The following is an 18315-nucleotide window of genomic DNA, read 5'->3' on the forward strand; positions in this document are numbered from 1 at the left end:
TTTTAATATATTGTTGGTCAATTTAGAAGGGGGACGGTTACATAAAAAAAGAGCATACATAAAAAGTACGCTCCAAAGAAAGATAGGTTTTATGAGTGGATAATCTCCATACGATAATATATGTTCTTTTCATAAAAACGTGTAAAAAATCAATGAATTATCAATGGAATATCATAACATGAGTAATTTTAGTCTAGGAATGCAGTTATTTTCTTTCTCGGTTATTTTAGGTAATAAAGTTGTGAAAATCGTGCATTATGCGGACTAACAACGGGATAGCGATCGTACTTCCGTTACATATTTCTTAAAGTCTGGGTATTGCGTGATAGTTTGACATTTAGGGGTGCATAGTTGATTAATTATAGACACATTTGTAATTACTTCGTTACAAGGACCGAAAAATGTAATTTTTAGCTTTGAATTTGGTGGGATTTTGAACACGATAGGTTTTTTTTCCATGAAATCAGCTCCTAATATTGAGTATTATAATTTAATGGATATAGAGTCGTATTAGTATAATATGAAATTTCAGTGGATTTGCTTATAATAAAGAATTTTATAGTAGTAAAAGTGCTTAAAGATGTAAAGGGGAAATTGAGAATGGAAAATAAAATGTTTAATTAATATAATCAATAAATACGCAAATGGTTAATATAACTAATGCATTTTTTTGTTTGTTACATATTATGTTAGTAAGAATGGTATAAGGGGGTAGTATAAAATAGTGGAAGAAAATGTACAAGCTCAGCTTTCGCCACCGTGGATCACATATTTTAATGAATTAAAAAATTCAATAGGTGCTGATCCAACTGTTACAGTTGGGCCGCTTATTCCTGTTGGTGGTAATTATATTATTTTAGTGCATGCGTTAAGCAACGAAAAAGCGAGAGCATTAGCAACGCTTTTAAAATCTTTTGTACAATTTGGGAATGTAAGTGTGACAGTTATTGTAACGAATAATGAGAATGAAATTGTAAATCCATTTCCTTGTCCACTAGATGCATTTGAAATAGCTCATTTATTTCAAGTAGCACTAGAAAATAATCCTTATTTTGAACAAGTTGTGGTACAGCCTCAGTTCCCTGGCGGACCGAATGTTGTTTTTCCGGTTTTCGCTGCGGAAGTCATTCAGTTTTTCAATGACGATATTTCTAACTTATGTCAAACGTTTACAGGTGTTGCGGCCAATGTGTTTCGTGATGTAATGAATGATGAGGTTTGTGGTATCCCAATTCTATTTTCCACAAGTTGTGTTATGAGCAGTGAAAACTCACAATTACAAAATACAGATTTAGCACCAAAGTTGTTTTATTAAACTGTAAAAAGACATTTTCAGTAATAGAAAATGTCTTTTTTATGCACCAATAGTGTTCAGGTTGGAAAATTGCAATCTAATAGGAGTAAACTTCAATTAATTAAAATTTTTCTAAATCTCAAATTTCATGTAGAGGTAGTAATTTTGACTTAAGAATATATAGAAAATGAGGGATGAAATTTTTTAGTTGAAAGGAAATCGATACTGAAAGTTATAATTTAATAATACAGGAGATTTTTTTTAATATCTGTAAAAATGATTGATAGGACGAGATTACATAATAAATGAATAGTAGGGTATATTTCGAATGTTTTATGTGGCATACATGTTAAAGTTGATAGAAATATTTCTGAAAGAGAATATATTTTGGAAAACAGTAAAGATTCTTTTTATTTATATTATAGATAGCTAGTTTTAGAGAGAGGAGGCTTACAATAAAACAAGCTATGAATAAGACATTCAAAAGGAGCTGGAATGTATGGGGTATATTGTAGATATTTCAAAATGGAATGGAACTATTAATTGGGATATTGCAGCATCTCAGCTAGATTTAGTGATTGCTAGAGTTCAAGATGGCTCTAATACGGTGGATTTTATGTATCAAAATTATGTTAGTGAAATGAAAAAGCATAGTATCCCATTCGGTAATTATGCTTTTTGCCGTTTTATATCTATTGCTGATGCAAAGAAAGAGGCACAAGATTTTTGGAATCGTGGTGATCAATCAGCTAAGTTTTGGGTGGCGGACGTAGAAGTTCAAACGATGGCAGATATGCAAGGCGGGACACAGGCATTTATTGATGAATTACGCCGTTTAGGTGCGGAAAAAGTAGGATTATACGTAGGGCATCACACGTATTTATCATTTGGAGCATGTAATATTGAAGCTGATTTTGTATGGATCCCTCGTTATGGAGGGAATAAGCCAGCATATCCATGCGATATGTGGCAATATACGGATTCAGGGAATGTTCCTGGGATTGGGAAATGTGATCTGAATCGATTAGTAGGAAATAAGTCACTTTCTTGGTTTATAGATTCCAACAAAGCAAATCAATCTAACATAGTGTATACACAGCAACCGAATGGCATTGGTATTGCAGTTTCGAAATATCCTGATGGATACGGAATAAATTTATATGAAACTCCCATGACCCCTCAATTTACAGGTGCACTCACTCAGAAAATTCCATATTTAATCTTAACAGGTTATTGGGGAGGCGGTGAGCAAGATATGATTTGTTTAGAGAACGATAAGCAGTGGGCATATTTAAAACATTTTAATGTGAAATGGTTTTATGCAACTTCGAAATATCCTGTCGGTTACGGAGTAAATTATTATGAAGAGCCTGAATGTATGAATTATAAAGGGAATATAGATGGATCGACATCTTTTCGAGTGTGGGGTAGAGTGGGAAATGCGGTAGATATCGGTCAGAATAGTTGGATACCTGAAAAACATGTAATTATTAAGTAACTATAGCGGCAGTATTGTTTTTAAGGAGTATGTAAAGAGTCTTCTTACTATACATAATAGTAAGAAGACTCTTTACGTTTAAAAATGAAAATACATGATACATAGTCTACTCATATGAAATGAATTACATGTAGAAAACACACTGTTTTCACAATGACTGTGTATAGTTAATTTGCATAATGATAAAAGTGAGGTATTTGAATTGAAAAAGAAAAAAATATTTATTGGAACAATTATTTCATGCGTGATGCTAGCATTATCTGCATGTGGTTCCTCAGACAACGTAGTAACATCAAAAGTAGGGAATGTTACAGAGAAAGAATTAAGTAAAGAATTACGACAACAATATGGAGAAAGTACTTTATATCAAATGATGTTAAGTAAGGCATTGTTAGATAAATATAAAGTTTCAGATGAGGAAGCAAAAAAGAAAGTAGAAGAAGCAAAAGATAAAATGGGTGAGAACTTTAAATCGACTTTAGAACAACTTGGATTGAAAAACGAAGATGAATTAAAAGAAAAAATGAAGCCAGAAATTGCATTTGAGAAAGCGATTAAAGCAACAGTTACAGATAAAGATGTGAAAAATAACTATAAACCAGAAATGAAAGTAAGTCACATTTTAGTGAAAGATGAAAAAACGGCTAAAGAAATAAAGGAGAAAGTAAATAATGGTGAAGATTTTGCTGCCTTAGCAAAACAGTATTCAGAGGATACTGGTTCAAAGGAACAGGGCGGGGAAATATCTGGTTTTGCTCCTGGGCAAACAGTGAAAGAATTTGAGGAAGCTGCGTATAAATTAGATGCAGGCCAAGTAAGTGATCCGGTTAAAACAACTTACGGTTACCATATTATTAAAGTGACGGATAAAAAAGAATTGAAGCCATTTGATGAAGTAAAGGATAAAATTCGTAAAGATATAGAACAACAAAGACTACAAGATACGACAGGTAAATGGAAACAACAAGTAGTCAATGATTTATTGAAAGATGCTGATATTAAAGTGAATAATAAAGAATTTAAAGATACATTTAAATTTCTAGAAAAGAAATAATGACTGTAATCATAATTAGAAAAGGGAACTCATATAGAGTTCCCTTTTCTAATTAGTGTGTGAGTTATAAATAGATAGTAAGACAATACAATATTACATTTAAATATTAAGAATTACAATGGGAAATTATGGTTTATAATTATTTCAACGAAAGTGGATATTCTACGGTTTTCATTATGTAAGTTTATTACATATATTTACTCTTTAATAATGAATATCGAACATAATTTAAAAAATAATACATATAATGTTTTTGAATAAATATTTAACATGGATAATTAGTAAAAAGCTGAGCATTCGATTGGAAAGGATGTTCTTTTTGTTGTGAAAATTTTAGGATAAAGAATGAATCGTTTTAAACGCATCATTTACCACATCAATAAATTAAGGTGGGGAGAATATATGAAAGTAATCTTTCAAGGAGAGGGCGGAGCGAAAATTTTTGAGTCATATGATGAAAATATAAGTGATTTATTAGTTATATTAAAAGAAACGAAAGGGATTAAAATTGGGATGGTTGAGTATAAAGTGTTAAAGTACGAACTTAATTATTTTCGTCATCCGAAAAAAGGGGATACAGAGAGAGAGTTACATATAATAGTACAACCTAAGTATATGTAATAAAATATAATAATAAAAATCACTGATTCAGTTTTGTAAAGTTCCATAGAGTATGTAAGAAAAGAGAGTGTTGTAAATGCTCTCTTTTCTTATGCTTTGTGAGTTCGTTCATCATAGTATATGTTTTCAGTTATAGATGGTTAATAAACGATAAAAATTTAAAACTTTTTCGTTTAGGCAGGGATTTTATATTTGAGTAAATAAATATACTATGAAGTATTTTTTATACGAATATTGGAGGAGTATAAAATGAGTTTAGCAAGTTACATAGGCTGTAATGTAGAAATTCCGTTAACGGATCCAGATTCTAATGATGTAATTGTTTTTGGACCGTGTTTTTCAGATGAAAGTATGCTTGAAATTGTACAAGATTATCAATTCCAAACAAATTACACATATGAGGTTTCAACTAATTGGGGAATTGAACTTGTCGAGTGGCAAAATGTAAAGGAAAAAAAAGAAGCGAAAGAAAAACTTTTAACTTTATGCAAGATTATGGAAAGTTATTTGGAAGATGGAGACTATTTCGAATTATTTAGTTGTTGGGTTGGTGATGAAGATAAGGAACGAGTAGGGGAATTGAACTTAAAAATAAATCATTTTAATATAGATGAATTATGTATTCCAGAAAGAACATTAGTTAGGATAGAAAAATAAGCTTTGAATATTTTTTAGAAAAAGGCGATTTCACTTTGTGTGAAGTCGCCTTTTAGTTTTTATATGCATTTTATATAAGAAATGAAAAGTTTATTTGATAAAGGAAAAAATATGGAGATAAATAAAATTATGTTTTTTGTTAAGAAATAATAAGTATAGCTCTTCTCAAAGGAACGTAAGTTCGTGTATAATAAGAACGAATGTTCTTTTGAGAGGTAACCTAATTATAGTTTAGAAGTAAATTCGAGTTTAGTAAGTATTAAAAATAACTAAGGGATAGCATGAATAAATAAATGTATAAATGATCAAGGAGATAAAAAATGAACGATGTAAAGATACAAAAAGAAGAAAGAGAGTGGGTTCCGTTTACAGTAATGTCCGAACAACTTTTAAATATGAGAAAGATTATTGGAGAGAAATTAAAAGTACAAAAACCGCTTTTAACAAATGAAGCAAAAGAGAGGATTTCTGATAAATTATTAACGTCATTACTGTCTGAGAAAGAAATATTGGTAACATATTTTGAAGATGGTTACATATTAACAAGCTACATGACTGTTGTACATATCAATCCGGTAAAACAAATTGTAATTTGTACAGACGCCTTTTATAAAACTTACGTATTTAACGCTATGGATATTATTGAAATAATGTAAAAGAAGCTGAATATTTAAATGGCAGCTTTTTTTATTTCTGATTTATGAGACAAATAATATAAGAAAAAGCAGCTAGCTTTGTGCTAGCTGCTGAGCCCCAGGGAAAGGGAGAAAAAGATAGGGTACTCCAAAATCGATAAGAGCTGTCAAACAGCCTGATTATAGTATAGACAAATTAAAATTTTCTATACAAAAAGTTGAACATAAGATTAGGCTGTACCCACTTGGTTTTGATCTGCAAGGTCAGAATCAAATGTATTGGTCGCGCTAACACCGCTAAAAGTATTAACAACAAAACCAACGTTTGATGCGCCGGAACCATTATAAGCTTTCGTATTTTCTTTCGGAGAAACGTTGTAGAAATCACCTAAGTTAAATGATCCATTACTATTTTGTACAACTAAATTTCCTACAACTGATGGCATAATTTTCACCTGCTTTATAATAAGTTGTTAACATTACTATATGGAGTTATAGTCCAGATGGTTCATATAATAAAAATTGTGGAATAGTAAAACGTTTGGAGCATGGATTTCAATAAAAGTGTGTTAAAATTAATATAATAAAGTTGAGTAATTTTTTAAAAAAATTTGTATAATCGATATATATGAAAATAAAGGAGGCAAAATGTAATGAAAGATATTATGAAAAAAGTTGATTTAACAGATGCCAAATCAAGTAATCTTGTTGCACTAATTTATAGTAATGAAGTTATATTAGTTGAAGACGCATTTTGTCCAAATGAAATAAAATTAAAGTTTAATGAAATTGCAATTTTATCTGCAATTAAAACAGCTCATATTGCGAAAGTGTCTATTAGGAAAGAACTTGAAGCGCTTTTTCATGATACGGGTGTTATATTAGTGAAACAAAATGTTGATTATGGTAGTAGCCAATCTATTACCATGCATTTTGAGCAATTTAAAAAGTTGCAAGATGAGATTGAACATTTAAATAAAAGTATGTAATAAAGCAGCTAAATAAAGGTTCTATCATAAAGGTGGAATGTGTTGTGTTGAAAAAGTGGTTTAAAAATTATTTGGGTGAATCGCATTGTAAACATAAATATGTTTTTATTAAGATGCAGGATAATGAGGATTTTAAAAAAGGTACATTAGGTGTAGTTTATATTTACCAGTGTGAGAAATGTGGAAAAGAGAAGTTGAAATGTAAAAACAATAATGAAATAAACAATGAATTTTTAGATATATAGCAAAAAGTAACCATGATGGTTACTTTTTTGGTTTATGTATACAATATCAAAACCATTACTAAAGTATGAGTTGAGTTGATACTATAGTAAATCGCTGAATAAAAATGAAGAGAGTAAGATATAGGAAAGGAGGATGAGAGAAATGAAGCGAAAAGAAATTAGTAAATCTGTAATTATTACAGGCGTGACACAAGGGTTAGGGCGTGCGATGGTTGATCGATTTCATGAATTAGGGTGGAACATATATGGTTGTGGACGTTCAAAAGATAAAATTGAAGAACTAAAAAAACAGTACAGTAAAATACATGATTTCCAAGTAATTGATGTTTCAGATTCTCAGCAAGTTAACAATTGGGCAAATTATATACTTAATACACATACAGCTCCCGATATGATAATAAATAATGCATCGATTGTAAATCAAAATGCACAACTTTGGAAAATTACGGCTCAAGAATTCGAAAATGTAATGAATGTAAACGTGAATGGTGTAGTAAATGTAATAAGAGCATTTGTTCCAGCGATGGTAGCTAGGAAAGAAGGAATTATCATTAATATGAGTTCTAGTTGGGGGAGAGAAGGTGAGGCTGAGCTTGCGCCATATTGTGCCTCGAAATTTGCTATTGAAGGTATCACTAAATCTATGGCCCTGGAATTACCCCATGGCATGGCTGTAGTTGCTTTAGATCCTGGAGGGAGTATTAGTACTCCAATGCTGAAGTCATGTGCGCCACAATATATAAATGAATCGCCTACACCTGAAACTTGGTCACATAAAGCAATTGAATATATATTGAATATAACAATAGATAAAAATGGAGATTCATTGACATGCCCAGCATGCATATAAAAAGCACCTTTAAGGTGCTTTTATATTAGTAGCACATTATATCATTCACAAAATTACATCTAAAAAATAAAATAAAAGATTAAGGGTGAGATTTGTTTGTTTTGAAAGCTTTAGAAAATATTTAAATAGGTGATAAAAATGAATCCAAGCAGTTTAAAAGTGACAGGGGCATGGTTTCAAGTGGGAGGGAATCTTACAGCTGCTATTGGAACGACAAGAGGATTTATTGGAGAAGAGAAAGTTGAATCGGATCTTGTTATTGTAGGAAGCTCATTACAAGCCCTCGGATATATATTACAAATCATTGCGAGCAATTATGATGATGGGGAAGAAAAAAGAGAAAATCAAAATATAGGCTTAGAGAATCAAAGTAAATTACTTGATCAAATAGGAATTGAGTTATTAGCATTAGGCAATATATCAAATGTAATAGGAACATATTTTAATATAAATGAACAATTGAAAGAAAATGATTATCTTATCATTACAGGGAACAGTTTACAATCGATCGGTGCTTTTTTAGGAGTAGAAGCAGCTTTGTTGGATATAAATGTATTACAGAAAATTATTATACTGGGTAACTCCATGCAAAGTTTAGGGGCTGGATTACAAGCGTATCAAGGTGTTTCAAATGTATTGAAAGATGAGAGAGAAAATGAAGATAGTATTTTTGATAAGAAGGATGAGAGAATCATTGCACTCATTGGTATTTGGATACAAGCGATAGGAACGTTAATTTCTGCAATTGGAGTAACTGCAATAGAGGAAGAAAATAGGCTAGAAAACAATAAAAAGTCTGAAATACTTATTTAAATAGAAGGAGATACATTGATTTTAGAGGTAGGTTAAGATTAAAATGGTAGTAGGTTTTTTTGCGTATATTTTGAAAAGTGATATATAAAATACAAAATAAGGAGTTTTCAAGGGATGATGTATTTATTAGCAATTCTTCTTCCACCTGTTGCTGTATTATTTTGTGGAAAACCAATTCAGGCAATCATAAATTTCATATTAACATTAATATTTTGGGTTCCAGGAGTTATACATGCAATTCTTGTAGTGCATGATAAAAAAACTGATCGGCGTTTGAAAAAACAAATTCAAGCATATGATGAAATTAATAAGAGGAATCGAAGATAATTCATCTGCAAAATGTTTTTAAAAGAAAGGAGGATTAACCTCCTTTCTTTTTTAGTGGGTGTTAAGTTTAGATTTTTGTGTGGCGGAAAGAATTTTTAATGTAAGTATTATGATAATAACTTTTAGATTGTGCATGTAATAGGCCAGTATAAATACTTTCTGGTACATTAAAGAAATCGTACATACCATTCTTTAATTGGATTCGCAAAATCATAGAAAAAGGATTATAACCAACAGCAACTATATTTTTTGAAATTACGGGAGATAGCTTCATCATTACGCAACTCCTCACTTTTTATTTTTAATACTTTTTTGTAGATGTTGAGGTTGTGATGTTGAAATCCTTATAATTTAAGAGGTATTATACTTATATGCAATATATTAAATGTTTGTTATACGTAATTATAAGGAAGTTCACACGAAGTACATATCGTTGTGCTATTTTTATTTCACCTTTGATTTATAAATAAGAAAATATTGACCATTTGAAAAAAAGGTATATTATTTATACGAGGTATTAAAAATTCACTTTTTACATTCTATGCTTCAAGGGGCAGCGTTATTAGGAAAAATAGAAGTGAAAATAGTTTGTATAAGAAGTATTCTAAAATTTATAATCTGTGAATTGGGAAAATATTGAATGCTCCAGGTCAATATACTTTCTTAATCAAATTTATTTTAGAAAGTGACCTCAATATTTTTAAGTAAATCAACGGGAGAATTGAAAGGCAGGAGAAAGTAACATGTCAGAAAATTATCGTTCTCGAGAGGAACGACGACAAGTTAAAAAGAAAAAACAACCAGCTTCTAAAACACAAAAGCCAAAAGGTAAAACATCATTCTTTCGCAAGTTTTTAATTACTTGTTTATTACTTGGTATTGTTGGTTTAGTGGCAGGGGTTGCTACCTTTTTCGTAATGATTAAGGATGCACCAAAACTTGAGAAAGCAAAACTTGTTAATCCGTTATCCTCAAAAATTTATGATAAAAACGGGGATTTGGTATATGAATATGGAAAAGAAAAAAGGACGAATGTTACGTATGAGCAAATACCTAAATTAGTAGAAAATGCATTTTTAGCGACAGAAGATTCACGTTTTTATGAGCATAGCGGAGTAGATTTTAAAGGTACTGCCCGTGCTGTTCTAGTAAGTCTTAAAGGGGATTATGGTTCTCAAGGTGGAAGTACGATAACACAGCAAGTTATAAAAAACTACTTCTTATCAATGGACAAAACACCAAAGCGTAAGGCGCAAGAAATATATTTAGCTTATAAGCTAGAACAACAGTATTCAAAACATGAAATATTAGAGATGTACTTAAATAAAATTAACTTAGGAAACCGTTCATATGGGATCGCAACAGCAGCACAAAACTACTATGGTAAAGAATTGAAGGACTTAACATTACCAGAAGTTGCGATGCTTGCAGGTTTACCGAAAGCACCGAATAACTATGATCCAACGAAAAAAGAAAATGTTCAAAAAGCAACAGAAAGAAGAAATGTTGTTCTAAGTTTAATGAACCGACATGGATATATAACAAAACAGGAAATGGAAGAAGCATCAAAAGTTGACGTAGAAAAGGGGCTTAAGCCTGCAGCTCAACTACAAACAATGCCATACCCTGCATTTATGGATGCAGTTGTGAAAGAAGTAGAAAAAGAATTACCAGATGCTAATATCGGTTCTGACGGTTTAGAAATTTATACAACGTTAGATCCGAAAGCACAGAAACTTGCTGATAATATTTTAAATAATAATATCATTGATTATCCGAACGATAAATTCCAAGGTGCATTCACATTTATGGATACGAAAACAGGAGAAGTTCGTGCTATAGGTAGTGGCCGTGGAGAAAATAAAGCTGTATTTAAAGGGCATAATATGGCAATTGAATTAGATCGTGCAGCTGGTTCAACGATGAAGCCGATTTTCGACTACGCTCCTGCAATTGAATATTTAAAATGGGCTACGTACCATCAAATTGATGACTCTCCATTTAAGTATTCAACGGGACAAGAAGTACGAAATGCAGATAGAAGTCATATGGGTCCAATTACAATGCGTGAAGCATTAAAAATGTCGCGTAATATTCCTGCAATTAAAACTGCAAAAGAAGTAGGGATTAGTAAATCGAAAGAATTCTCTGAGAAACTAGGTATTACATTTAATACAGCACCGACAGAATCGACAGCGATTGGTACAAATGAAGTATCGCCAACTGAAATAGCGGGTGCTTATGCGGCATTTGGTAATGAAGGTAAATATACGAAACCGCATTTTGTTAAGAAAGTCGTTTATCCAGACGGTAAGTCACAAAGTTTTGGACAAAAACCAAAACAAGTTATGACAGATTCTACCGCATACATGATTACTGATATGCTTCGTTCTGTAGTTACATCAGGTACTGGTACATCGGCAAATGTAGGCTCTTTAGATGTAGCTGGTAAAACGGGTACGACAAACTATTCATCAAAGCAATTAGCTCAATATAAAATTCCAGAAAGTGCAACTCGTGATAGTTGGTTCGCTGGATATACACCGCAATATACGATGGCAGTATGGACTGGGTATATGAAAGATGGTAAAGACGAGTATATTAGTAGTAAAAATACGAAAATTGCACAGTTGATCTTTAAAGAAATGATGAGCGAAATGGCTACAGATAAATCACGCTTTAAAATGCCAAGTAGTGTTATTCAAGAAGGTAGTGAGCTACGTATAAAAGGTGAAAAACGTGATTCATCGCCAAATACTAGCGTACCGGATACAACGGAGCAACCAAAACAAGATCAACAGCAAAAAACTGAAGAAGAGAAAAAGCAAGAAGAATTAAAGAAACAAGAAGAACTGAAAAAACAAGAAGAACAAAAGAAACAAGAGGAACTTAAGAAGCAAGAAGAACAAAAGAAACTAGAAGAGCAAAAGAAACAAGAAGAACAAAATAATGGAAATGGCCAAGGAACGACACCTCCAGCAAATAATGGAGGAGGTCAAGGAAATACGACACCTCCAGCAAATAATGGAGGAGGTCAAGGAAATACGACACCTCCAGCAAATAATGGAGGAGGTCAAGGAAATACGACACCTCCAGCAAATAACGGAGGAGGTCAAGGAAATACAACTCCACCAGCGACCACACAACCAGAGACTGGCGGTAATGCAGGAGAGACCCCTGCTAATAATGGGCAATAAGAAAAATTTATAAAAAATATTAAAAAGCACTTAAGATTTGTGAAAATTACAATCTTAAGTGCTTTTTTCGTTTAAATGTAGTAGCTATGAAATGATGTGTTTTAAATGTTAAACGTACCATAAAAATTTTGAAAATAAATTGATGGGAAATGATAAAAGACTTGAGCCTGAGGTAGTGGAGCGTGGCTAGGATGATAAAAGGTAGTGCTACTTGGATGGGCACCATGATGCCAAAATGAAGGGGTAGCTTGACCTGGTGATTGGTATTGTTGCCAAATTGCTGGAAGTTCAATGCCGACATCGGAACTTGCTGTATGAACGGCGGGGGCATGTATTTCGGGTATCGAAGGAACCGCGACAGTTACTCTTGATGATAATACCCACATAAAATAATCACTCCTAAGTTGTGATAATAAATTAGTATATTCTTTTCACACGTATAAAGGTACATATATAGGACTTTCGTTTAAAATATGCGTACAAAGTCTTAAGACTAATGTAAGCTGATGGTGGACTATTTAATATGAAAAGATACGTCTATTTGCGGAGGGAAAAGAGATAAAAAAAATATACAATGAGGGTGTTAATCGTAATATTTTACGAGTGTATGGAGGTATTTTTATGGAACGATTATGGACGAAATCATTTATTCAAATGACTTTCGCAATGTTATTTTTATTTACAGGATTTTATTTACTTGTTCCAACGCTCCCGCTCTTTATTAAAGAGATAGGTGGCAATGAATCGCAAGTTGGACTTATGATGGGGATGTTTACAATAGCTGCTGTTGTAATACGACCGATTATTGGAGGAATGTTAGATCAATATGGTAGAAGATCCTTTATTATTTTCGGACTCATCTTTTTTGGCTTAACGATGTATTCCTATAATATAGCATCGACTATTGTCCTTTTAGCTGTTTTACGTGTTATTCACGGAGTAACATGGGCTGTTTCTACAACAGCTGTTGGAACAGCAATAACGGATATTATTCCAGATTCACGCCGCGGTGAAGGTATGGGTTGGTACGGGATGGCGATGACAATTGCAATGGCGATCGGACCTATGATTGGATTATGGGTTGTGCAAAATTATTCATTTGATGGTCTATTTTTATTAGCGACGTTGTTATCTTTTATGGCAGTCGTATTATCATTAATAACGAAGATCCCATTTACGCCACAAAAAGAAAAAGGGAAAATTCAGCTATTTGAGAAATCCGTATTAACAATCACGATTGTAGTATTCTTTTTATCGTTTGCATATGGGGGAATAACAACCTTTTTACCGTTATTTGCATCATCAATTCATGTAAACCCGGGAACTTTCTTTCTTGTATATGCAATTGCATTAACAATTGTAAGACCAATTTCAGGGAAACTATTAGATAAGTATGGAGAAGTATTCATTATACTTCCAGCATTATGTATTACTATTTTAGCTATAGTTGTTTTAACTATTTCAAATGGTTTGATAGGTGTAATTATCGCAGCAACATTATACGGTATTGGATTTGGTTCAGCGCAGCCAGCTTTGCAAGCGGCAATGCTTACAATTGTCGATCCGAGTAAAAGAGGAGTTGCAAATGCTTCATTTTTTACAGCGTTTGATTTAGGAATTGGGTTAGGTGCTATTTTACTTGGAGTTGTTTCACAAATGTTTGGTTATCGTATTTTATTTTCAGGGAGTGCAATTTCAGCATTGATAGCCTTAATTATTTTCGTCTTCTTTGTAAAACAACGATTAGGAAAAAAAGAGTTTGCGTAAACTGGAGGAATAAAGATGAGAATTTCAATTGATCGTAAAGCTCTGCAATGGTTCCAGGAAGAATTACGTATAAAGCACGGTGAATCTGTACGTTTTACTGTAAGGTACGGAGGGGATAGTTCAATTCAGCCCGGATATTCTTTAGGGGTTGTTGCTGAGAAACCCGATGGCGAAATAGTGTCAGTTGAGAAGGAAGGTATTATATTTTTTGTAGATTCTGATGATCTTTGGTATTTTCAAAACTATGATTTATTTGTAAGTTATCATGAGGAAATGGAAGAAATTCAATTTAATTATGTAAAATAATAACTTTATTAAAAATGAATAAGTTTTATATAAAAATTATATTTAAGAGATAGTGAAATAAATATCATATAGTAACGAGCTGTATTTATGTACAGCTCGTTTTTTCTATTTCTCAAATAAAATTAGAATAATTGTATATTTGGCGGTGTTATATGAAAAATCTTTATATCTTGTTTTTGAAAATACGTAAAGAAGTCTATCCTTTCTTTATAAAATATAAGAATTATTTTCAAAAAATTGTATTGTTACAGTAAGAAAAGTGTAGGAAACTTATCATTGTAAAATAAATTGAAATCTTCTAAAAACTCTGATACATTGAAATAGAAATGTAGTTTCACAATATTGTAAAGGCTTACAGTTATGTGCACGAAGATCTATTAGGATTGGAGGAAATAATGATGAAAGCTGAAGAGAAATTTTCCCCGGGATTAGATGGTATAGTGGCAGCGGAGACGAAAATCTCGTTTCTTGACACAGTAAAAGGTGAAATTGTAATTCAAGGGTATGACTTAATCGAACTCTCAAAAACAAAAGAGTATTTAGACATTGTGCACCTTTTATTGGAGGAACACCTACCGAATGAAGATGAAAAAGTAACACTTGAAAAGAAATTAAAAGAAGAATATGCAGTACCAGAAGGTGTATTCAACGTACTAAAGGCATTGCCTAAAGAGACGCATCCCATGGATGGATTACGTACAGGTGTGTCAGCGTTAGCTGGTTACGATAATGATATCGAAAACCGCTCGTTAGAAGTGAATAAAAGCCGAGGGTACAAGCTGTTAAGTAAAGTGCCAAACATTGTAGCGAATAGCTATCATATTTTAAATAATGAGGAGCCAATTGAACCTCTTAAAGAATTATCTTATAGTGCGAATTTCTTCTATATGTTAACTGGTAAAAAACCAACTGAACTTGAGGAAAAGATCTTTGATCGTTCCCTTGTTTTATATAGTGAGCATGAAATGCCAAACTCTACATTTACAGCTCGCGTTATTGCATCAACACAATCAGATTTATACGGTGCTTTAACAGGTGCAGTTGCATCTTTAAAAGGAAGTTTACATGGCGGTGCAAATGAAGCGGTTATGTACATGCTTTTAGAAGCTGGTAATGTTGAGAAATTTGAAGAGTTATTACAGAAGAAACTATATAACAAAGAAAAAATTATGGGCTTTGGACACCGTGTTTATATGAAGAAGATGGATCCAAGAGCACTTATGATGAAGGAAGCTTTAAAACAGTTATGTGATGTAAAAGGTGATTATACACTATATGAAATGTGTGAAGCTGGAGAAAAGATTATGGAAAAAGAAAAAGGAATTTATCCAAATCTTGATTATTATGCAGCTCCAGTATATTGGATGCTAGGTATTCCAATTCAACTTTACACACCAATCTTCTTTAGCTCTAGAACAGTGGGGTTATGTGCGCACGTTATTGAGCAACATGCAAATAATCGTTTGTTCCGTCCACGTGTAAATTATATTGGCGAGCGACATGTACTTAGTAAATAAGAACAACTGGGGAGTTGTTAGCGCCGCCCGCCAGATGGGTGTTTGACCGACACCCATCATTAATAATAACGAATTTTCGACAGAAAGGGAAGAATAGCATGATTAAAACAAATGAAATTAAGCAAAAAGATGCATTATTAGAAGAGATTACCGATTATGTATTAAATAAAGAGGTTACTAGTGCAGAAGCATTCAGTACAGCTCGTTACGTATTACTTGATACACTTGGATGTGGAATTTTAGCACTGCAATATCCAGAATGTACGAAATTACTAGGACCAGTTGTGCCAGGAACAATCGTGCCAAATGGTACACGTGTACCAGGTACGTCTTATGTACTAGATCCAGTAAAAGGTGCATTTAATATCGGATGTATGATCCGTTGGTTAGACTATAACGATACTTGGCTTGCAGCAGAGTGGGGACATCCATCTGATAACCTAGGCGGAATTTTAGCAGTTGCAGATTATATTAGCCGTGTTCGTATTTCAGAAGGAAAAGAAGCTTTAAAAGTACGTGAAGTATTAGAAATGATGATTAAAGCACATGAAATTCAAGGCGTGCTTGCTTTAGAAAACAGCTTAAACAGAGTTGGTCTTGACCATGTATTATATGTAAAAGTAGCAACAACTGCAGTAGTTGCGAAAATGCTTGGCGGAACACGTGAAGAAATCTTTAATGCATTATCACATGCGTGGATTGATAATTCTAGTCTTCGTACATATCGTCATGCTCCAAATACGGGCTCACGTAAATCATGGGCTGCAGGTGACGCAACGAGCCGCGGTGTTCATCTTGCAATGACTGCTCTAAAAGGTGAAATGGGTTATCCAACAGCATTATCTGCGCCAGGATGGGGATTCCAAGATGTATTATTCAATAAACAAGAATTAAAATTAGCAAGACCACTAGAGTCATATGTAATGGAAAATGTATTATTTAAAGTGTCATATCCAGCAGAATTCCATGCACAAACGGCTGCAGAATGTGCAGTGAAGTTGCATCCGGAAATTAAAGAGAGATTAGATGAAATTGACCGTATTACAATTACAACTCATGAATCAGCAATTCGTATTATTGATAAAGAAGGTCCATTAAATAACCCAGCTGATCGTGATCATTGCTTACAATACATTACGGCAATTGGTTTATTAAAAGGAGATATCGTTGCAGACGATTATGAAGATGCAGTAGCAAACGATCCACGTGTAGATGAATTACGTAATAAGATGGTTGTTGTTGAAAACAAACAGTACAGTTTAGATTACCTTGACCCGAACAAGCGCTCAATCGCCAACGCTGTTCAAGTTCACTTTAAAGATGGCACAGTAACAGAAAATGTGGAATGTGAATATCCGCTTGGTCACCGCTTCCGTAGAGACGAAGCAATTCCAAAAGTTGTTCAAAAATTCACTGCAAATATGGCAGGTCATTACTCTAGTAAGCAACAAGAACAAATTCATGAAGTTTGTTTAAATGAAGAAAAACTAGAAAATATGAATGTAAACGAATTTGTAGATCTATTCTTAATTTAATAATAGGGGGGAATTTAGAATGGCTTGGGTTGTGAAAAAACAGTCAACACAAGAGGAGCTTGCGAATCGATTCCGAGCTTTAGTAGAAGCAAATGAAATTTTGCAAATTCCAGGTGCTCATGATGCAATGGCAGCTCTTGTTGCGAAAAATACAGGTTTTTCAGCTCTTTATTTATCAGGAGCTGCTTATACTGCAAGTAAAGGTTTACCAGATTTAGGTATCGTGACGTCTACTGAAGTGGCTGAGAGAGCAAGAGATTTAGTAAGAGCTACAGACTTACCTGTTCTTGTTGACATTGATACAGGATTTGGTGGTGTACTAAATGTGGCGAGAACAGCTGTAGAAATGGTGGAAGCGAAAGTAGCAGCTGTCCAAATTGAAGATCAGCAATTACCAAAAAAATGTGGACATTTAAATGGTAAGAAACTTGTTACTACAGAAGAATTGGTTCAAAAAATTAAAGCGATTAAAGAAGTTGCACCGAGCTTATACATTGTAGCACGTACTGATGCTCGTGGCGTTGAAGGATTAGATGAAGCAATTGAAAGAGCAAATGCATATGTAAAAGCAGGTGCAGACGCAATTTTCCCTGAAGCGCTTCAATCAGAGGAAGAATTCCGTCTATTTAATAGTAAGGTAAATGCACCTTTGCTTGCGAATATGACTGAATTCGGAAAAACTCCATATTATAGTGCAGAGGAATTTGCGAATATGGGTTTCCAAATGGTTATTTATCCTGTAACTTCACTTCGCGTTGCAGCGAAAGCGTATGAAAATGTGTTTGCTTTAATTAAAGAAACAGGTTCTCAAAAAGATGCACTTTCTAATATGCAAACGAGAAGTGAATTATACGAAACAATTTCATATCATGACTTTGAAGAGTTAGATACTGGTATTGCAAAAACAGTATTATCAGAAGATCAATAGATAAAGCAGCGAAGGCGATGAAAATACATCTTTGGCAAAATAAAATGCTTGATGTGAAAAATCATCGCCTTCTATTTTCAAA

At 33.0% G+C, this 18315-nt stretch carries 21 protein-coding genes; 17 read left to right on the forward strand and 4 right to left on the reverse strand.

The features are described from left to right. Window positions 1-264 precede the first annotated feature (264 nt). On the reverse strand, window positions 265-459 hold the full coding sequence (locus ACTFRM_RS25960; RefSeq protein WP_000412555.1) for a hypothetical protein: 195 nt from the start codon (window positions 457-459) through the stop codon (window positions 265-267). A gap of 265 nt (window positions 460-724) precedes the next feature. Between ACTFRM_RS25960 and ACTFRM_RS25965 the strand changes: the two genes are divergently transcribed. The 6 genes from ACTFRM_RS25965 (at window position 725) to ACTFRM_RS25990 (ending at window position 5780) form a co-directional block, all read left to right on the forward strand. Continuing rightward, window positions 725-1315 carry a hypothetical protein gene (locus ACTFRM_RS25965; RefSeq protein ID WP_000392281.1) on the forward strand — a complete coding sequence of 197 codons (591 nt, stop codon included), beginning with the start codon at window positions 725-727 and terminating at the stop codon, window positions 1313-1315. Between the two features lie 478 nt (window positions 1316-1793). Further along, window positions 1794-2792: a glycoside hydrolase family 25 protein gene (locus ACTFRM_RS25970; RefSeq protein ID WP_000540655.1), complete on the forward strand. Its 999-nt coding sequence runs from the start codon at window positions 1794-1796 to the stop codon at window positions 2790-2792. A 202-nt stretch (window positions 2793-2994) separates the two neighbouring features. Continuing rightward, entirely contained in the window at window positions 2995-3846 is an 852-nt protein-coding gene (locus ACTFRM_RS25975) for a peptidylprolyl isomerase PrsA (RefSeq protein ID WP_000727348.1), read from the forward strand. Window positions 3847-4248: 402 nt separating this feature from the next. Continuing rightward, window positions 4249-4467, forward strand: coding sequence for a hypothetical protein (locus tag ACTFRM_RS25980; protein WP_000864276.1), 219 nt, complete (start codon window positions 4249-4251; stop codon window positions 4465-4467). A gap of 249 nt (window positions 4468-4716) precedes the next feature. Beyond that, complete coding sequence (locus ACTFRM_RS25985) at window positions 4717-5124, forward strand: hypothetical protein (RefSeq protein WP_000050503.1); 408 nt, start codon at window positions 4717-4719, stop codon at window positions 5122-5124. A 320-nt stretch (window positions 5125-5444) separates the two neighbouring features. Next, the gene (locus ACTFRM_RS25990; RefSeq protein WP_002024004.1) at window positions 5445-5780 is read left to right on the forward strand and encodes a YolD-like family protein; all 336 of its coding nucleotides are present in this window, start codon (window positions 5445-5447) and stop codon (window positions 5778-5780) included. Window positions 5781-5989: 209 nt separating this feature from the next. Here ACTFRM_RS25990 and gerPF read toward each other — a convergent pair whose 3' ends face one another. Further along, entirely contained in the window at window positions 5990-6205 is a 216-nt protein-coding gene (gene gerPF, locus ACTFRM_RS25995; RefSeq protein ID WP_001141569.1) for a spore germination protein GerPF, read from the reverse strand. Between the two features lie 207 nt (window positions 6206-6412). On the opposite strand from gerPF, the gene ACTFRM_RS26000 reads away from it, so the two are divergent. The 5 genes from ACTFRM_RS26000 (at window position 6413) to ACTFRM_RS26020 (ending at window position 8983) form a co-directional block, all read left to right on the forward strand. Continuing rightward, window positions 6413-6748, forward strand: coding sequence for a hypothetical protein (locus ACTFRM_RS26000; RefSeq protein WP_000651907.1), 336 nt, complete (start codon window positions 6413-6415; stop codon window positions 6746-6748). A gap of 44 nt (window positions 6749-6792) precedes the next feature. Beyond that, a complete protein-coding gene (locus tag ACTFRM_RS26005) occupies window positions 6793-6993 on the forward strand; it encodes a hypothetical protein (RefSeq protein ID WP_000915148.1) in 201 nt (66 codons plus the stop codon). Between the two features lie 142 nt (window positions 6994-7135). Beyond that, entirely contained in the window at window positions 7136-7843 is a 708-nt protein-coding gene (locus ACTFRM_RS26010) for an SDR family oxidoreductase (protein WP_000823062.1), read from the forward strand. Between the two features lie 138 nt (window positions 7844-7981). Then, complete coding sequence (locus ACTFRM_RS26015; protein WP_001070038.1) at window positions 7982-8656, forward strand: DUF6944 family repetitive protein; 675 nt, start codon at window positions 7982-7984, stop codon at window positions 8654-8656. Window positions 8657-8770: 114 nt separating this feature from the next. Further along, window positions 8771-8983: a YqaE/Pmp3 family membrane protein gene (locus ACTFRM_RS26020; RefSeq protein ID WP_000990234.1), complete on the forward strand. Its 213-nt coding sequence runs from the start codon at window positions 8771-8773 to the stop codon at window positions 8981-8983. A 67-nt stretch (window positions 8984-9050) separates the two neighbouring features. On the opposite strand, the gene ACTFRM_RS26025 is transcribed toward ACTFRM_RS26020, so the two are convergent. Then, window positions 9051-9260 carry a KTSC domain-containing protein gene (locus ACTFRM_RS26025; protein WP_000977081.1) on the reverse strand — a complete coding sequence of 70 codons (210 nt, stop codon included), beginning with the start codon at window positions 9258-9260 and terminating at the stop codon, window positions 9051-9053. A gap of 466 nt (window positions 9261-9726) precedes the next feature. Here ACTFRM_RS26025 and ACTFRM_RS26030 point away from each other — a divergent pair, with 466 nt between their 5' ends. Continuing rightward, window positions 9727-12180, forward strand: a complete 2454-nt coding sequence (locus tag ACTFRM_RS26030; protein ID WP_001293964.1) for a transglycosylase domain-containing protein — start codon at window positions 9727-9729, stop codon at window positions 12178-12180. Between the two features lie 101 nt (window positions 12181-12281). On the opposite strand, the gene ACTFRM_RS26035 is transcribed toward ACTFRM_RS26030, so the two are convergent. Beyond that, window positions 12282-12566: a hypothetical protein gene (locus ACTFRM_RS26035; RefSeq protein WP_000270101.1), complete on the reverse strand. Its 285-nt coding sequence runs from the start codon at window positions 12564-12566 to the stop codon at window positions 12282-12284. A gap of 235 nt (window positions 12567-12801) precedes the next feature. Here ACTFRM_RS26035 and ACTFRM_RS26040 point away from each other — a divergent pair, with 235 nt between their 5' ends. From ACTFRM_RS26040 to prpB, 5 genes are all read left to right on the forward strand, one after another. Continuing rightward, window positions 12802-13947, forward strand: a complete 1146-nt coding sequence (locus ACTFRM_RS26040) for an MFS transporter (RefSeq protein WP_000440662.1) — start codon at window positions 12802-12804, stop codon at window positions 13945-13947. A gap of 15 nt (window positions 13948-13962) precedes the next feature. Then, window positions 13963-14253, forward strand: coding sequence for a HesB/YadR/YfhF family protein (locus tag ACTFRM_RS26045; protein WP_001222842.1), 291 nt, complete (start codon window positions 13963-13965; stop codon window positions 14251-14253). 395 nt (window positions 14254-14648) lie between these two features. Next, window positions 14649-15770 (forward strand): citrate synthase, encoded by a 1122-nt coding sequence (gene mmgD / locus ACTFRM_RS26050; RefSeq protein ID WP_002041090.1) that lies wholly within the window; start codon window positions 14649-14651, stop codon window positions 15768-15770. Window positions 15771-15868: 98 nt separating this feature from the next. Beyond that, entirely contained in the window at window positions 15869-17305 is a 1437-nt protein-coding gene (prpD, locus tag ACTFRM_RS26055; protein WP_000598123.1) for a 2-methylcitrate dehydratase, read from the forward strand. Between the two features lie 19 nt (window positions 17306-17324). Then, the gene (gene prpB, locus ACTFRM_RS26060) at window positions 17325-18233 is read left to right on the forward strand and encodes a methylisocitrate lyase (protein WP_000312639.1); all 909 of its coding nucleotides are present in this window, start codon (window positions 17325-17327) and stop codon (window positions 18231-18233) included. The last annotated feature ends 82 nt before the right edge of the window (window positions 18234-18315 follow it).

The sequence above is a fragment of the Bacillus cereus group sp. MYBK227-1 genome (assembly GCF_051916325.1).
Classification (GTDB): domain Bacteria; phylum Bacillota; class Bacilli; order Bacillales; family Bacillaceae_G; genus Bacillus_A; species Bacillus_A cereus.

What these genes read in the sequence shown, in the direction of transcription:
- ACTFRM_RS25970 (WP_000540655.1), top strand. Translation starts at nt 1,794, where the DNA reads ATGGGGTATATTGTAGATATTTCAAAATGGAATGGAACTATTAATTGG.
- ACTFRM_RS26010 (WP_000823062.1), top strand. Translation starts at nt 7,136, where the DNA reads ATGAAGCGAAAAGAAATTAGTAAATCTGTAATTATTACAGGCGTGACA.
- ACTFRM_RS26035 (WP_000270101.1), bottom strand. Translation starts at nt 12,566, where the DNA reads ATGTGGGTATTATCATCAAGAGTAACTGTCGCGGTTCCTTCGATACCC.
- ACTFRM_RS26015 (WP_001070038.1), top strand. Translation starts at nt 7,982, where the DNA reads ATGAATCCAAGCAGTTTAAAAGTGACAGGGGCATGGTTTCAAGTGGGA.
- ACTFRM_RS26025 (WP_000977081.1), bottom strand. Translation starts at nt 9,260, where the DNA reads ATGATGAAGCTATCTCCCGTAATTTCAAAAAATATAGTTGCTGTTGGT.
- prpD (WP_000598123.1), top strand. Translation starts at nt 15,869, where the DNA reads ATGATTAAAACAAATGAAATTAAGCAAAAAGATGCATTATTAGAAGAG.
- gerPF (WP_001141569.1), bottom strand. Translation starts at nt 6,205, where the DNA reads ATGCCATCAGTTGTAGGAAATTTAGTTGTACAAAATAGTAATGGATCA.
- ACTFRM_RS25980 (WP_000864276.1), top strand. Translation starts at nt 4,249, where the DNA reads ATGAAAGTAATCTTTCAAGGAGAGGGCGGAGCGAAAATTTTTGAGTCA.
- ACTFRM_RS26030 (WP_001293964.1), top strand. Translation starts at nt 9,727, where the DNA reads ATGTCAGAAAATTATCGTTCTCGAGAGGAACGACGACAAGTTAAAAAG.
- mmgD (WP_002041090.1), top strand. Translation starts at nt 14,649, where the DNA reads ATGATGAAAGCTGAAGAGAAATTTTCCCCGGGATTAGATGGTATAGTG.
- ACTFRM_RS25960 (WP_000412555.1), bottom strand. Translation starts at nt 459, where the DNA reads ATGGAAAAAAAACCTATCGTGTTCAAAATCCCACCAAATTCAAAGCTA.
- ACTFRM_RS26020 (WP_000990234.1), top strand. Translation starts at nt 8,771, where the DNA reads ATGATGTATTTATTAGCAATTCTTCTTCCACCTGTTGCTGTATTATTT.
- prpB (WP_000312639.1), top strand. Translation starts at nt 17,325, where the DNA reads ATGGCTTGGGTTGTGAAAAAACAGTCAACACAAGAGGAGCTTGCGAAT.
- ACTFRM_RS25985 (WP_000050503.1), top strand. Translation starts at nt 4,717, where the DNA reads ATGAGTTTAGCAAGTTACATAGGCTGTAATGTAGAAATTCCGTTAACG.
- ACTFRM_RS25990 (WP_002024004.1), top strand. Translation starts at nt 5,445, where the DNA reads ATGAACGATGTAAAGATACAAAAAGAAGAAAGAGAGTGGGTTCCGTTT.
- ACTFRM_RS26045 (WP_001222842.1), top strand. Translation starts at nt 13,963, where the DNA reads ATGAGAATTTCAATTGATCGTAAAGCTCTGCAATGGTTCCAGGAAGAA.
- ACTFRM_RS26040 (WP_000440662.1), top strand. Translation starts at nt 12,802, where the DNA reads ATGGAACGATTATGGACGAAATCATTTATTCAAATGACTTTCGCAATG.
- ACTFRM_RS26000 (WP_000651907.1), top strand. Translation starts at nt 6,413, where the DNA reads ATGAAAGATATTATGAAAAAAGTTGATTTAACAGATGCCAAATCAAGT.